At 72.7% G+C, this 14450-nt stretch carries 13 protein-coding genes; 6 read left to right on the forward strand and 7 right to left on the reverse strand.

Going from position 1 to position 14450, the window contains the following annotated elements; genetic code table 11:
- Positions 1–185: 185 nt before the first annotated feature.
- Positions 186–1469, reverse strand: coding sequence for a DUF5685 family protein (locus PS271_RS04725; protein WP_398380347.1), 1284 nt, complete (start codon positions 1467–1469; stop codon positions 186–188).
- 286 nt (positions 1470–1755) lie between these two features.
- Here PS271_RS04725 and PS271_RS04730 point away from each other — a divergent pair, with 286 nt between their 5' ends.
- A complete protein-coding gene (locus tag PS271_RS04730; protein ID WP_030369536.1) occupies positions 1756–2193 on the forward strand; it encodes a cell division protein SepF in 438 nt (145 codons plus the stop codon).
- A gap of 96 nt (positions 2194–2289) precedes the next feature.
- Here PS271_RS04730 and PS271_RS04735 read toward each other — a convergent pair whose 3' ends face one another.
- Positions 2290–3459: an acyl-CoA dehydrogenase family protein gene (locus tag PS271_RS04735; RefSeq protein WP_398380349.1), complete on the reverse strand. Its 1170-nt coding sequence runs from the start codon at positions 3457–3459 to the stop codon at positions 2290–2292.
- A 178-nt stretch (positions 3460–3637) separates the two neighbouring features.
- A complete protein-coding gene (locus PS271_RS04740) occupies positions 3638–5293 on the reverse strand; it encodes an MFS transporter (RefSeq protein WP_398380350.1) in 1656 nt (551 codons plus the stop codon).
- Between the two features lie 175 nt (positions 5294–5468).
- Between PS271_RS04740 and PS271_RS04745 the strand changes: the two genes are divergently transcribed.
- Positions 5469–6653, forward strand: coding sequence for a glycosyltransferase family 39 protein (locus PS271_RS04745; RefSeq protein WP_398380352.1), 1185 nt, complete (start codon positions 5469–5471; stop codon positions 6651–6653).
- Positions 6654–6969: 316 nt separating this feature from the next.
- Complete coding sequence (locus PS271_RS04750; protein ID WP_398380354.1) at positions 6970–7980, forward strand: phosphatase PAP2 family protein; 1011 nt, start codon at positions 6970–6972, stop codon at positions 7978–7980.
- A gap of 94 nt (positions 7981–8074) precedes the next feature.
- Here the strand turns inward: PS271_RS04750 and PS271_RS04755 are convergent, their stop codons facing one another.
- Entirely contained in the window at positions 8075–8290 is a 216-nt protein-coding gene (locus tag PS271_RS04755; protein WP_398380355.1) for an I78 family peptidase inhibitor, read from the reverse strand.
- 475 nt (positions 8291–8765) lie between these two features.
- On the opposite strand from PS271_RS04755, the gene ctaD reads away from it, so the two are divergent.
- A complete protein-coding gene (gene ctaD, locus PS271_RS04760; RefSeq protein ID WP_398380356.1) occupies positions 8766–10451 on the forward strand; it encodes an aa3-type cytochrome oxidase subunit I in 1686 nt (561 codons plus the stop codon).
- A gap of 53 nt (positions 10452–10504) precedes the next feature.
- Here ctaD and PS271_RS04765 read toward each other — a convergent pair whose 3' ends face one another.
- The gene (locus PS271_RS04765; protein WP_398380357.1) at positions 10505–11479 is read right to left on the reverse strand and encodes a hypothetical protein; all 975 of its coding nucleotides are present in this window, start codon (positions 11477–11479) and stop codon (positions 10505–10507) included.
- Positions 11476–12726 (reverse strand): glycosyltransferase family 4 protein, encoded by a 1251-nt coding sequence (locus PS271_RS04770; RefSeq protein WP_398380358.1) that lies wholly within the window; start codon positions 12724–12726, stop codon positions 11476–11478. Before PS271_RS04770 ends, PS271_RS04765 begins: the two co-directional genes overlap by 4 nt.
- Before the next feature lie 187 nt (positions 12727–12913).
- On the opposite strand from PS271_RS04770, the gene PS271_RS04775 reads away from it, so the two are divergent.
- Entirely contained in the window at positions 12914–13738 is an 825-nt protein-coding gene (locus tag PS271_RS04775) for a DUF8842 C-terminal domain-containing protein (protein ID WP_398380360.1), read from the forward strand.
- Positions 13739–13890: 152 nt separating this feature from the next.
- Positions 13891–14217, forward strand: coding sequence for a hypothetical protein (locus PS271_RS04780; RefSeq protein ID WP_398380362.1), 327 nt, complete (start codon positions 13891–13893; stop codon positions 14215–14217).
- A 65-nt stretch (positions 14218–14282) separates the two neighbouring features.
- On the opposite strand, the gene PS271_RS04785 is transcribed toward PS271_RS04780, so the two are convergent.
- The gene (locus PS271_RS04785) at positions 14283–14450 is read right to left on the reverse strand and encodes a hypothetical protein (RefSeq protein ID WP_398386673.1); all 168 of its coding nucleotides are present in this window, start codon (positions 14448–14450) and stop codon (positions 14283–14285) included.

The following is a 14450-nucleotide window of genomic DNA, read 5'->3' on the forward strand; positions in this document are numbered from 1 at the left end:
ACCACATCGACTTCGGTCGGGTGTGGTCCGCGTCGTGTCCCGGCTTCCACGCGCCCCTTCCGGGCCGGGGCTGATCTCCCCTACGGCCATCAGCCCCGCGTACCCCTTCACGCCTTCACATCAGCGGCACTCCAGCGCCGCGCACCCCTCCCCTCGCAGCACCTCGTACGTCGCACAGCGCTCACTCAACAGCCGCAGTCGCAACCACAGTCGCAGCAATCACAGTTCTCGCAACAGTTACAGCAGTCGCAGCAATCGCCACAGTTGCTGCAATCGCAGTCGCCGCAGTCACACTTGTGGCACCAGCCTTCCCGCTGCTGCCCGTCCCACGGGTCGAAGTACGGGTCCCGGCAGCAGACCTGGCACGTGCAGAAAAGCGTGGCCCACACCGCACAGCCGGCGATGAGCCCGCGCCGCCGCCCGCGCCGCGGCGGCTCGGGCGGCGCGCCGGGAGGCGCCCCCTGCCCCGGCGGCATCCGGTCCGGCGGCATGACGGGCGGCGGCCCGAACGCGCCCTGCGGCGAACCGTCCTGATGTCCTGCGGCAGCGGCGTGCCCGGCCGCTCCGGCATGCGCATGCCCGCCGTGCCCGCAGCCCGCCGTGCCGAACGCCCGGTCGACGGCGCGCTCCAGCTCGTGCGCGAGGAGCACGTGCGCCAGCCGGCTCTGGCTCTTGCTCGCGAAGTCGACCTCGCGCAGCGCCAGGCGGACGCCGTGCACCGCGTCGTCGCACAGCCTGCGCACCTCGGCGAGCCCGGTGCCCGTCGCGGCCACGGGGTTCCACGCGCCGCTCTCCGCGTCCTCCGCCAGGTCCTCGACGGCGTCCAGCAGGTGAGCCAGCCGTCCGAAGAGCCGGCCCGCCTCCTCCAAGGGCGCCTTGTTGGCGGGCCGTCCGGCGAGGACGGCGGTGTAACCGAAGGCCGCGGCAGTGGCCGTCTCGGTGGGCTCGGTCACCGTCAGCAGCGACGTCCCCGCACCGGCCAGCGCCTCGATGCCGGCCTGCCGTTCGACCGCGTCGACCAGCACCGCGGTGTCGAACCCGAGGTCGGCTCCCGTACGGGCACCCGCCCGGTCCCACTTCGCGGCCACCCGGCGCGCCGCCGCGGCGACCGGGCGGCGCGCCAACACGCCGTCGCCGTCGGCAACATGGTCGCGCATCTTCGCCGAGGCCAGCACCAGCGAGACCGAGGCGGCCAGCCGCGCGCCCTCGCCCTTGGCCACGGAAGCGGTGCGCATGCCGCGCAGCGGGCACGGGCCCGCCGTGCGCCGCCAGGAGTTGGCGCCCTCGTCCGCCGGCGACTGGGCCTCCACCAGCACCGAGATGACCAGACCGTCGTAGTTGGTGGCCGCGCGTGCGAACTGACCGTGGTCGCCGCGCAGCGCGAGGCACAGTCCGCACAGATGCGCCATCCATTCCGTGCGCATGGCCTCTGACAACCGGTGCCGGCATGGCCTTATGATCCCGAACAAAACCCAGCCCCCGTGTGTGGTGTGAATGGACCCGGGCATCCTAATCACCTGACCACCCGACCCGACCGGGGCCCGCACCACGCCCCCGAATCGCCCGCCGTAACCGCATATGCCCAGGTCCAGGGCGCAAGAAGGGGCCTACGGGGTTTCTGACGCACCGCCAACCGGTTTGCACCAGATGCGTCACGAAATGCTCGTCCGGCGGCCATCCACTTGGCACACCATCCGCATCATGGACGACGATAGGGATGCGGACGGAACACACCGCGTGTGAGAGGAGGCGTTCATGGGATCGGTGCGCAAGGCGAGTGCCTGGCTCGGCCTCGTCGACGACAGCGATGACGAGCGCTACTACGACGACGACTACGCCGAGGGACCCGAGCCCGGCGACGCCTGGGTCACCAACCCCAAGGTGCGCGTGGCGGACGAGGCCGCGCAGGAGCAGGGCACGCGCATCGCCACCGTCACCCCGGACGGCTTCCGCGACGCCCGGGGCATCGGCGAGCTCTTCCGCGAGGGCGTGCCCGTGATCGTCAACCTCACGGGCATGGAGCCCAACGACGCCAAGCGCGTCGTGGACTTCGCGGCCGGGCTGACGTTCGGGCTGCGCGGCTCCATCGAGCGCGTGGCCAACCGGGTCTTCCTGCTGACCCCCGCCGACTACAAGGTGGTGAGCGGGGAGCCGGTGGGGCGGGCGAACGGCGGCTTCTACAACCAGAGCTGAGGTGCGCGGCGAGGAGCCGCGCACCTCAGGTCAGGACCTAAGGGTTTAAGGCCTTAAGAACTTAAGCGGCCATAACGGGCGTAATACACCCAAGGCCTACCGGAACGCGTCGAGACCGGTGAGCGCCTTGCCCAGCACCAGCTGGTGCATCTCCACCGTCCCCTCGTACGTCAGCACGGACTCCAGGTTCGTGGCGTGCCGCATCACCGGATACTCCAGCGAGATCCCGTTCGCACCGAGGACGGTCCGCGCCGTCCGGCAGATCTCGATCGCTTCCCGCACGTTGTTGAGCTTGCCGAAGCTCACCTGTTCCGGCCGCAGCGTCCCCGCGTCCATCCGCCGTCCCAGGTGGTGGGCCAGCAGGATCCCCTTGTGCAGCTCCACCGCCATGTCGGCCAGCTTGGCCTGGGTGAGCTGGAAGGCGCCGATGGGCTTGCCGAACTGCTCGCGCGTGCGCGCGTAGTCGAGCGCGGTCTCGAAGCTCGTGCGGGCCGCGCCCATCGAGCCCCAGACGATGCCGTAGCGCGCGTGGCTCAGGCAGCTCAGCGGGCCGCGCAGGCCGGTGACCTCCGGCAGCACCGCGTCCGCGGGCAGCCGCACCTCGTCCAGGACCAGCTCGCTGGTGACGGAGGCGCGCAGCGACCACTTGTGCCGGATCTCCGGCGCGGACAGGCCGGGGAGGTCGGTGGGCACGACGAAGCCCCTGATGCCGCCGTCGGTCTGCGCCCAGACCACGGCGACGCCGGCGACCGAGCCGTTGGTGATCCACATCTTGCGGCCGGTCAGCACCCAGTCGCCGCCGGCGTCGCGCTTGGCGTACGTGCGCATGCCGGCGGGGTCCGAGCCGTGGTCGGGCTCGGTCAGGCCGAAGCAGCCGATCGTCTCGCCCGCGGCCATCGACGGCAGCCACTGCCGCTTCTGCTCCTCGGAGCCGAAGCGGTGGATCGCGTACATCGCGAGGGAGCCCTGCACGGAGACCAGGGAGCGGATGCCGGAGTCGGCGGCCTCCAGCTCCAGGCAGGCCAGGCCGTACTGCACGGCGCTCGCGCCCGCGCAGCCGTAGCCGTCGAGCTGCATGCCGAGGGCGCCGATCGCGCCGAGCTCGCGCGCGAGCTCGCGGACGACGGGGAGTTCGCCGGCCTCGTACCACTGCGCGATGTGCGGGAGGACGCGGTCGGCGGCCCACTGCCTGACGGTGTCCCGGACGGCGCGGTCCTCGTCGGTGAGGAGGTCGTCGATGCCGAGGGGGTCATGCGGGTCGAACACGGGTGCCTCCGGCGGGGTGCGGGCGAATGAGTGATCGCTTCGCCAGCACGCTACGGCCGGGTAACCGGCCGAGTCCAGAGCGGGGCGGGGGTGGGGCAAGCCCCCAGCCCCCCGCAGGGGTTTCGGGAAGGGGCGGGCCCGGGGCCCCTCCCCCGCCGCGACGGCGCTCAGCCGACCGCTACGTCACCGGCGGTGCCGAGCCCGCCTCGAGTTCCAGGCGCTCCGGAACCGCCGCAGGCACCCCGCAATCCATCGCCCGCGGCAGGCGCAGCGCCGCGACCGCCCCCGCCAGCAGCAGACACGCGCTCAGCGCCAGCGTCACGTGCAGGCCGTGCACGAAGGCGTCCCGCGCCGCGACCCGCAACGCGGACCCCGCCGGTCCCCCCAGCCGGGAGGCGACGTCGTACGCCTCGCCGAGGGAGTGGCTCGCGGAGGCGCCGGCCGCGCTCGGGACGCCGGGGACGGAGGCGACGCCCGGCGCGTAGGCGGCGTTCATGACGCTGCCCAGCAGGGCGATGCCGATGCCCGCACCCAGCTGGTACGAGGTCTCGCCGATCGCCGCGGCGCCGCCCGCGGACTCCACGGGCGCCTCGCTGAGCATCGACTCGTACGCGCCGAAGAGCGTGGTCTCCAGGCCGAAACCGAGCAGGACGAAGCAGCCGACGAGCACGCCGGGCCGGTCGTGGAGGCCCATCGCGGTCAGCGAGGCGACCGCCGCGGCGGTCAGCACGAACCCGAGGGCGACCATCGTGCGCGGGCCGAGCCGTTGCAGCAGCCGGGAGCCGACGAGCCCCGCGGCCATCGCGGCGAGCGTGAGCGGCAGCAGCCGCAGGCCGGTCTCCAGCGGGGTGAGCCCGAGGACGAGCTGGAGGTACTGCGCGGCGATCAGCTCCAGCCCGACGAGCGCGAGCATGGCGAGCACGATGCACCCGACGGACGTCCCGAAGGCGGGCCGGGAGAACATCCGCAGGTCGACGAGCGGGTGGGCCCGCCGCCGCTGCCGGCGCACGAAGAGGACGAGCAGGGCCGCCCCGACCGCGCCGGGGACGACCGTGCCGAGCGAGAGCGCGTCGCCCGTGCCGGCCCGCTTCACGCCGAGGACGAGCCCGAACAGCCCGAACGCCGCCATCAGCGCACCGGTCACGTCCCACGGCCCGTCGCGCGGCCCGGTCGACTCGGGCAGCAGCCACCGCCCGACCGGCAGGGCGGCGGCCATCAGCGGGATGTTGATGAGGAAGACCGATCCCCACCAGAAGTGTTCGAGCAGGAAGCCGCCGAGCAGGGGCCCGACCGCCGCGCCCACCGCGGCGACCGCGCTCCACACGCCGACGGCGACGGCCCGCTCGCGCCGGTCGGGGAAGACCTGGCGGAGGATGGACAGCGTCGCCGGCATGATCATCGCGCCGCCGGCGCCGAGCAGCGCGCGGGCCCCGATGAGCACTTCCGGGGTGGGGGCGAAGGCCGCGAGCGCGGAGGCCGCGCCGAAGAGCCCGTAGCCGAGCAGGAGCACTCGGCGGCGGCCGACGCGGTCACCGAGGGTGCCGAAGAGGATGAGCAGCGAGGCGCACACGAGCGGGTAGACGTCGACGATCCACAGGAGCTGGATCGCGCCGGGCCGCAGGTCCTCGGTGACGGCCGGGACGGCGACGTGCAGGACGGTCGCGTCGACGGCGACGAGGAGCAGGCTGACGCAGAGGACGACGAGGACGGTCCAGCGGCTCACCCCGGCGCAGGCGGAAGGCCCGTACGGCGGCCGCTGCCGCTGTCCGCGCCGGTACCGCTGCCGGGGGACGCCGTCAGCCCGCGGCGGGCCGGCCGTGGTCGTCCCGGACATTCACACCTCCGTGTCGTGCGCTCGCGGCCGCCCGCCGGCCCTGGGGACTGCGGACCGTGCGGCGTCGTCGGCGAGTGACTCGACAGAGTACGCGAGTCCCGGGCACGGATCCGTGTGCTCCGTCACCGTCCGGGCCCATCGTGGAGGCGCTCCGCGCATGCTGGACAATTGATCGGTGACTGATCTTGTTTCTCCCGCCGGTACGGGCGCCGGGGCTCCCCTGCCCCGGGCCGTCCTCCGGGCGCGCGGCGCGCTGCGCCGTGCGCTGCCCGCCCTGCTGGTCTACGCGGGGGTGCGGGCGCTGGGGATCGCGGTCCTCGCGGTGTGGGGTTACTGCACGGGCAAGAGCCCGCACCAGCTGCTCTCGGCGCGCTGGGACTCGCTCTGGTACGCGCGCATCGCCGAGGACGGCTACGGCTACACGCTCCACCTGCCGGGCGGCAAGGTCCATGCGGACCTGGCGTTCTTCCCGCTGCTGCCCTGGCTGGAGCGGGGCCTGTCGGCGGTCTTCCCGCTGTCCGCGGGCGACGCGGGCCTGGTGGTCAGCGCGGTGTCGTCGCTGCCGGCCGCCTGGGCGGTCTTCCTGATCGGGGAGCGGCTGTACGGGCGCCGGGCGGGCGTGGCCCTGGTGGCGCTGTGGGCGGCGCTGCCGGTCGGGATCGTGCAGTCGATGGCGTACTCGGAGTCGCTGTTCACGGCGCTGGCGGCGTGGAGCCTGTACGCGGTGCTGACGGGCCGCTGGGTGTGGGCGGGCTCGCTCGCGGCGCTGGCCGGGCTGACGCGCCCGGTGGGTGCGGCGGTGGTGCTCGCCGTGTGGCTCGGGGTGCTGGTGGCGCTGCGGCAGGGGGAAAGGGGTGCGCGTCCGGCGCTGCCCCGGATGCTGCTGGGCGCGGTGCTCGCGCCGCTCGGCTGGCTCGCCTACTTCGCGTGGGTGGGCGTGCGCACGGGCAGCCCGACGGGCTATCTGGACGTGCAGGGCGGCTGGGGCAACGGCTTCGACGGCGGGCTGGCCTTCGGTTCCTTCATCGCACAGCGGCTCTTCGGCCCGGCGTTCGCCGCGGGTCTGGGGCTGCTGGTGGGCGTGGGTCTGGTGCTGTGGCTGTACGCGGCGTGCGTGCGGCAGCGCCAGCCGCTGCCGCTGCTCGGTTACGCGGGGGCCGTGCTGCTGCTGGCCCTGACGGCGAAGGGGTACTTCGGCTCGAAGCCGCGCCTGATGATGCCGGCGTTCCCGCTGCTGCTGCCGCTCGCGGTGGCCGCCGCGCGGGCCCGGCCGGTGCGGGCGGTACTGACGGTGAGCACGGTGGTGCTGGTCTCGGCGGTGTACGGGGCGTTCTGGCTGAACGGCTCCGGCCCCCCGTGATCTCCGCTCCCCCACGATCGTGCACCGCCCCCGCGGCCCTCTGATCGTTTTCCCGGTGATCTTCCGTACGGTCTCCCGGGCCCGGGGAAAACGCCGTGGAACGCCCGGGCCAATCCCCGATAAACGACGGCTCGGAATACCCGGCAAAACGGCCCCGGCGGACGGCCGGAGAGGCTCCGGAATTTCCGGTGCGACGGTCGTCCCGGGGAATCGAATGTGGCGCATGTCATGGCTGAGACGCATTCCACATCACATCGTCATCACGAACAGGCCCGATCGGCCGAAGCTTCCTGTCACTCAATGTAACGTCGATTGAGTGCGTACCAACGACGAGCTCGTCCAAGCGGAGGAGCGCCCGACCGAGCCCGTGCGGCCGCGGATGACCCGGACCCGCCTCGGGATCTTCGTGGCCACCTCCGTGGTGTACCTGGCGATCGTGGTCGGCGTGCTCACCACGTCCTGGCCGGTGCGGTTCGACTGGCAGGTCATGCTCTTCCGGCCGTACAAGCAGTGGCCGGAGATCCACACCTTCCTCGACTACTTCGTGGTCCTGGGCCAGCGCGGCCCGACCGCCGTCGCGGTGGCCGCCTGGCTGGGCTGGCGCACCTACCGGCAGGGGACGCTGCGCCCGCTGCTGGTCCTCGGCACGTCCCTGCTGCTGCTCAACGCGACCGTGGGCGCGGCGAAGATCGGCATGGGCCGGCTCGGCCCGCACTACGCCACCTCGATCGGCTCGAACGAGATGTTCGCGGGCGGCGACATATTTCCCTCCGGGCACACCGCCAACGCCGTGGTGACCTGGGGCGTCCTGGCCTATCTGGCCACCACGCCGCGCACCCGCCGGGTGGCCTCGGTGATCGCCGCGCTGCTCGCGCTGGGCGTCGGCATGACGACGGTCTACCTCGGTACGCACTGGATGAGCGACGTGACCCTCGGCTGGACCGCGGGCCTGCTGGTGCTGCTGGCCCTGCCCTGGTTCGAGGCACCGATGGCCCGTGCCGAGGTGTGGCTGCTGGCCCTGTGGCGCCGGGTGCGCGAGCGCGGCGCGGCCGTGCCCGTCCCGGTGGCTCCGGTGCCCGTGGCCGCCCCGCGCGCCCCCGCGGACGACGAGCAGCCGGCCCGCGAGCCGGTGGGCGTCGGGAGCCGTACGGCGGGCGGCCGCGCCGGAGAGGGCCGGCCGTACCTGCCGGCCCGGCCGCACACGGCGCGCTCGGAGCGGACCCCGGTCACCCCGACCGGCAGCCGCCGCCCGCCGAACCCGGACCGGGTGCCGCGCACCGCCCCGCTGGGCCCGGCCTCGGGCCGCGGCCGGACGGTGGGCGGCTGACGGCCCGTAGCCCCGCTGCCTCAGTGCGACGGCGGCCCCGGATCTCTTCGGAGGTCCGGGGCCGCCGTCGTACGTCCGCCGTGCGTCCGGCCGGTCATCCCTTCCAGCAGCGCTTCACGACGCCGTTCTCGGCCTCGAAGTTCAGCCGTCCCGCCTGGTACTCCATGGTGACGATCGTGCCCGGCGCGAGGGCGCGCACGGTGGCCCAGCCGCGGGCGCGGGCCCGCTCGGCCGCGGCGGCGGTGCCGAGGCCCACGTAGGCGGTGAGGTCGTCGTCGGGGTCGGCGGGGAGGTTCGGTAGAGGTGCCATGCCCGTCACCGTAGGCCGCCCCCGCCGCCGGACGGAAGCGGAGCGGGAAGGACGGACGGGACGGGCGGGAAGGAAGCGGCCGGGGGCGGGCAGCACGCGGGCATGGCACTGCCGTCCCCCCGCGGTCACACTTCTGTCACAGAGAACCCGGTGTGGTTTACCCCGGAATCTTTCACTCCTACGGGGATTACGCCACCGGGCCGGGCGTCTTCACAAAGCGCGGGCGGGAAATACACGCCTCCTTTCCCGTACCCTCCCCGAAAACCCCCGCCAGGATGGTTCGAATGACCACACAAGGGACCCGGCGGATATTGCGGATCCATGTTCGCGGTCATCGGAATGGTGTAGCCCGTAAGTAACTGGAATAAGTAATTCCGAATAGGAGGCACCCTCGCGCGCCGGGCGCGGGGCGAGCATCATGGCGTGAGCCCGCAAGCCCGTCGAGGTGCACGACCGAGCGATCGAGGGAGCGCAGATGGGGACGGACACCGCGCAGGCGACCACCGGCCCGGTGCGGAAGCGCCGACCGGGCCGGCTCGTCGTCGACTGGCTCACGACGACCGACCACAAGACCATCGGCAACCTCTACCTGATCACCTCGTTCGCCTTCTTCCTCGGCGGCGGCCTGCTGGCGATGCTGATGCGCGCCGAGCTGGCCCGGCCGGGGTTGCAGTTCATGACCAACGAGTCGTTCAACGAGGCCTTCACGGCCCACGGCACGATCATGCTGCTGCTCTTCGCGACGCCGGCCTTCGCCGGCTTCGCCAACGCGATCATGCCGCTGCAGATCGGCTCGCCGGACGTGGCCTTCCCGCGGCTCAACATGTTCGCGTACTGGCTCTACCTCTTCGGCGGCCTGATCGTGGTGTCCAGCCTGCTGATGCCGCAGGGCGGCGCCACCTTCGGCTGGACCGGCTACGCCCCGCTGAACAGCATGGCCCGCTCCCCCGGCATCGGCACCGACATGTGGATCATGGGCCTGGCGCTCTCCGGCTTCGGCACGATCCTCGGCGCGGTGAACTTCCTGACCACCATCATCGGGATGCGCGCCCCCGGGATGACGATGTTCCGGATGCCCGTCTTCACCTGGAACGTGCTCTTCACCTCGGTCCTGATCCTGCTGGCGTTCCCCGTCCTGGCGGCGTCGCTGCTGGTGCTGGAGGCGGACCGGCGGTTCTCGTCCCTGGTCTTCGACCCGGCGAGCGGCGGGGCGCTGCTGTGGCAGCACCTCTTCTGGTTCTTCGGCCATCCCGAGGTCTACATCATCGCGCTGCCGTTCTTCGGCATCATCAGCGAGATCATCCCGGTCTTCTCCCGGAAGCCGATCTTCGGCTATCTGTCGCTCATCGGCGCCACCATGGCCATCACGGCCCTGTCGCTGGTGGTCTGGGCGCACCACATGTTCGCCACCGGGGCGGTGCTGCTGCCCTTCTTCTCCTTCATGTCGTTCCTCATCGCGGTGCCGACCGGAGTGAAGTTCTTCAACTGGATCGGCACCATGCTGCACGGCTCGCTGTCCTTCGAGGCGCCCATGCTGTGGGCCGTCGGCTTCCTGGTGAGCTTCCTCTTCGGCGGCCTGACCGGCGTGATCCTCGCGTCGCCGCCGCTGGACTTCCACGTGACGGACACGTACTTCGTCGTCGCGCACTTCCACTACGTGGTGTTCGGGACGGTGGTGTTCGCGACGTTCGCGGGCTTCTACTTCTGGTGGCCGAAGCTCACGGGCAGGATGCTGGAGGAGCGGCTGGGGAAGGTCCACTTCTGGACGCTGTTCCTGGGCTTCCACCTCACGTTCCTGGTCCAGCACTGGCTGGGCGCCCAGGGCATGCCCCGCCGCTACGCCGACTACCTCGCGGCCGACGGCTTCACGGCCCTCAACACCGTCTCCTCGATCGGCGCGTTCCTGCTGGGCCTGTCCAACCTGCCGTTCTTCTACAACATCTGGAAGACCGCCAAGTACGGCAAGCCCGTGGGCGTCGACGACCCCTGGGGCTACGGGCGCTCGCTGGAGTGGGCGACGTCCTGCCCGCCGCCCCGGCACAACTTCGTCGCCCTCCCCAGGATCCGCTCCGAGTCGCCCGCCTTCGACCTGCACCACCCGGAGGTGGCGCGGGTGACCACCCCGCAGACGGCGGAAGCGCCCGGGGCGGCCGCGCCCTGACCGCTTCTGACCGTGGCATGCGGTGCCCCGGGGCCGGGCGGGCGGCCCCGGGGTCAGCCCGCTACGGGCGGGCGCTCCTCGATCCGGACCGAAAGGTCGTTGTCGGTGGTGTAGCACGGGCCGGCCTGGGCAGGCGCGTAATCGGCGTCGACCGGCAGCACGGGATAGGCGAAGACCTGCTGCTTGTCGACGACGTCGTCGAGGAGGCGGGCGAGGCGGGCGGGCTCCGAGCCGTCCGCCGGGCACAGCCACAGGTCCCAGACGTCCAGGCCGCCCCGCCACTCCGCGGCGAGCCGGGCGTAGTCCAGGGTGAAGGAGAAGTCCTGGCCGCCCTCCTCCGCGGGAGCGTCGTCCGGCCGCTTCTCCTGGGTGACCGGCGCCGTGACGACCAGGTCGGGCGCGCGGCGGCAGCGGGCCTCCACGACGGCGCCCGCGAGCCAGGCGGCCGGGTCCGCGACGCCGTGCAGGCGGCCGTGGGCGGTCAGCCCCGAGGCGTCCGGGTGCAGGTCGCCGGCCTCGGCGTGCGGGGCGCGCAGCCAGCTGCGCAGCGAGAGATTGCCGTGCTTGGTCGCGTACGGGATGCGGACCGCGAGCGGCGAGGTGCTCGGCCCGGGTCTGCGGTCGACCAGCGATCTGAGGTCGGCCAGGCCCGGCACGAGGCGGCGGGGCTCGGTGTCGGCGAAGGCGACGTAGACGTCCCAGCGCCCTTCGGGGAGCGCGACGGTGCTCGGCAGCACGGCGCGCAGCCGTCCCTCGCCGTCGGGCGCGAGCGGCAGGCGGACCTCCTCGGCCTCGTCGTCGCCGCGGCGGCGCAGGACCAGTGCGGCGGTCCAGTGGCCCGGCTCGCTGAGGTCGGGGCCGGAGCCGGGGGCGTCGAGGTCGAAGGTGAGCCCGCCCGCGGAGTCCGCGATGCAGTCGGCGCGCGGCGGTGCCGGGGCAGACACGATGGTGCTCTCCTCGGGGGTGGTGGAACCGCCGGATCCGGCGGCGTTCGCGGGCACGGGGGGTGTGCGGTCCTCGTCGGTCATGCGGCACGCACCCGGCGCAGGGCGGAGCGGCTCGCGTCCGACGTCCTGAACGCGCTGCTGAGCAGGGCGCCGCGGGTGCGGTGCAGGGAGCCGCGCAGGGAGCCGCGGGCCACCAGGTCGCCGAAGAGCCGCTCGTAGCGGCCGGCGACCTCGGCCGGGTCGAAGCGGGCGGAGCTCGCGAGCGCCGCCCGGCCCATGTTCTGCCGCAGCTCGTCGTCGTTGATCAGCTTCAGCAGCCCGGCGGCGATCTTGTCGGTCTTGCCGACCGGCACCAGCAGGCCGTCGACGCCGTCGTCGATGATCTCGCCGGGGCCGTGCGGGCAGTCGGTGGAGACCACCGGCAGGCCGCAGCGCATCGCCTCGACGATCGTCATGCCGAACGACTCCAGGCTGGAGGTGACGGCACCGATGGAGCCCTTGACCCACTCGGGGTCCAGCGGGTTGGCGGGGCCCATGAGGAAGACGTGGTTGTAGAGGCCGCGCTTGTCGATCAGGGCGCGCAGCTTGGCGCGCTCGGCGCCCGCGCCGTAGATCCGCAGTTTCCAGTCGGGCCGCTCGGCCACGACCTTCTCGAAGGCGCGGATCAGCACGTCGTAGCGCTTGGCGGGGGCGAGGCGGCCGGCGGCGACCACCCACTTGCCGGTGCCGTCGGCGGGGGCCACGGCCGGGGCGGGGATGCTGTTGGGCACGGCCTCCACCCGCACGCCGGGCAGCCGCATCAGCTTGCGGTACGTCGCGGCGTCGGCCTCGGTCACGGTGGTGACGGCGTCCAGCCGCGGGTAGTGCGTGCGCAGCGTCAGCTTGAGCGGCTGGGAGTGGGTGCTCAGCGTCAGGTGCTCCTGGCCGACCCGGACCGGGCCGCGGCGGGCCTGCTGGGCGATGTGCACGTTGAGGCCGGGGCGGGTGCCCACGACCACGTCGCTGTCCAGGGTGCGCAGGTGCTCGGCGATCCGCCGGTCGGTCAGGGCGCTGTACTGCTTGTAGCGGCCCTCGGTGGCGGGGAAGACCGCCGCGGGACGCTCGTACTCCGGGTCGTCGCCCTCGTAGCCGGGCGTGCCCTTGCGCAGGTCGACCAGGTGGCGCAGGCGCACCTTGCCGCCGGGCGAGAAGACCGGCTCCTCCCGGTGGCGGAAGACGGAGACGATCTCCACGTCGTGCTGCTCGGCGAGGGTGCTCGCGAGGTTGAACGTGGTCCGGATCGTCCCGCCGATGCCGTACGCGTTGTGAATCAGGAATGAGATGTGCATTCGTCCCCAGCCGTGTGCCGCGGACATTCCATCCAGCCCGCCTACCCAGAGATTAGACCGTGGCGGGGCGCGTGAGGTTGGCCCTGATCACCAACTCGTTACGCGTGACCCCTGCCACGGATCGCCCGTTGTGCTCTTACGAACCGGGAACCCCCGTGTGATACGCACCGATATCTAGGAGCCACCCGTGCCGCGCATGCTCGACGTCAGTGACGACGTCCGCGCCGAGATCGGCGACGAAGAGGCCGAACGACTGCTGGGCGGCGACACCGCCCCGGGCAGCTACGACTGCACGTCCTGCCGCACCCCGGGTGACACGGACCGGGAGCGGACCAGCACCGTGCTCTTCGTCGGCGAGGAGACGGCCGTGCTCGCCTTCGCGCACGCCGCCTGCATCCCCTCCCAGGTCGTCGCGGTGTCCGAGGAACAGCTCCAGGGCGCCGTGCGCTCCATCCAGGGCGAGGGCGGGCAGGCCGGGGCCCAGCTGCCGGCGCCCGCCACCATGCCCACGATGCCCGCAGCGCCCGACGGGCCCGTGCAGGCCGAGCTGGGCGTCACCAGCGGCCTGGTGCTCATCAAGGGTGACCTGCACCCGGCGCTCGTCGTCGAGCCGCTCGGGCCGATCGCCCGCCCCGGCACGTCCGGGCCGGTCGACGTCTTCCTGCCGCTCCTGATCGAGCAGGGCTTCGCGCCCGTCGCCACCGTGGAGCAGGTGCCGCCGCCCACCCCCGGCTGGTCCGTACTGCTCGCCATGGGGCAGCTGCACGCGATCCTGATGCCGGGCGGCGTCCCGGGCGCCGCGCCCAGCGCGTGGTGGCAGGCCCACCAGGCGATGCAGGTCGCTCCCGAGTGGCGCTCGGCGGTGAACAAGACCAAGCAGGTGCTCGTCTTCGCGGCGCCGGTCGGCACGATCGGCTCCCAGCCGCGGGAGGACCTGCTGCGCGAGGCCCTCGACCGGGCGGCGGCGGCCGGCCGGCTCGTCGCCGCGTCCATGCCGCTCGCGGGTATGTGACGAGCGCCGTGCACCCCGTGCACCCCGCCGGCGGCGCTCCGGCGGGCCATTACGAGCCGGGCCCGCATCCCCCGGGCCACGGACTCGTTGGCTCGTATGTGCACTCATACGAGCCTGCCCCGCGGATTCCGTACCCGAACCACATCCCCGGTATGCGCCCACCCCGCGACACCACCCCGCAGAGCCATCCCGCCTCGGTCACCCCGATCTACGATGCGCTCTACTCCGAGTACCGCCGCTCGTTCCGGGCGCTCCCCTTCGACCGCTCCGGCGAGGAGGACCTGAGGTTCGTGGGCTTCGGTCCGCACCCGCAGCTCGGCTACGGCCAGTACGGCGGGCAGCAGGGCTACGCGGGCCAGCTGGGCTACCACGTCCCGTCGGGCTACCAGTCCGCCTGGGACACGCACTACGGGCGGCAGCGCGGGCACGTGCCCGCGCTGCCGCCCGCACCACGTGACGGCCGCATGCGCGGCTATTAGACGTGGCGTGGGGGGTGTCCGGGACCGACCCGGACACCCCCCACGGCGTACTGCTGCTTCTACTTCTACTTCTTCTTGCCGCGCTTCTCCCGCACCCGCACCGAGATGTGGATCGGCGTCCCCTCGAAGCCGAACTCCTCGCGCAGGCGACGCTCCACGAAGCGCCGGTAGCCCGCCTCGATGCTGCATCTCCCGGGGGATGACCCCCGGACCCCCAGCCGGGGGCCCGGCAG

The sequence above is a fragment of the Streptomyces sp. SCA2-17 genome (assembly GCF_044336695.1).

Excerpts from the sequence above, each read along its gene's own strand:
- PS271_RS04740 (WP_398380350.1), bottom strand. The coding sequence starts at position 5,293 with ATGTCCGGGACGACCACGGCCGGCCCGCCGCGGGCTGACGGCGTCCCC.
- PS271_RS04755 (WP_398380355.1), bottom strand. The coding sequence starts at position 8,290 with ATGGCACCTCTACCGAACCTCCCCGCCGACCCCGACGACGACCTCACC.
- ctaD (WP_398380356.1), top strand. The coding sequence starts at position 8,766 with ATGGGGACGGACACCGCGCAGGCGACCACCGGCCCGGTGCGGAAGCGC.
- PS271_RS04765 (WP_398380357.1), bottom strand. The coding sequence starts at position 11,479 with ATGACCGACGAGGACCGCACACCCCCCGTGCCCGCGAACGCCGCCGGA.
- PS271_RS04780 (WP_398380362.1), top strand. The coding sequence starts at position 13,891 with ATGCGCCCACCCCGCGACACCACCCCGCAGAGCCATCCCGCCTCGGTC.
- PS271_RS04770 (WP_398380358.1), bottom strand. The coding sequence starts at position 12,726 with ATGCACATCTCATTCCTGATTCACAACGCGTACGGCATCGGCGGGACG.
- PS271_RS04730 (WP_030369536.1), top strand. The coding sequence starts at position 1,756 with ATGGGATCGGTGCGCAAGGCGAGTGCCTGGCTCGGCCTCGTCGACGAC.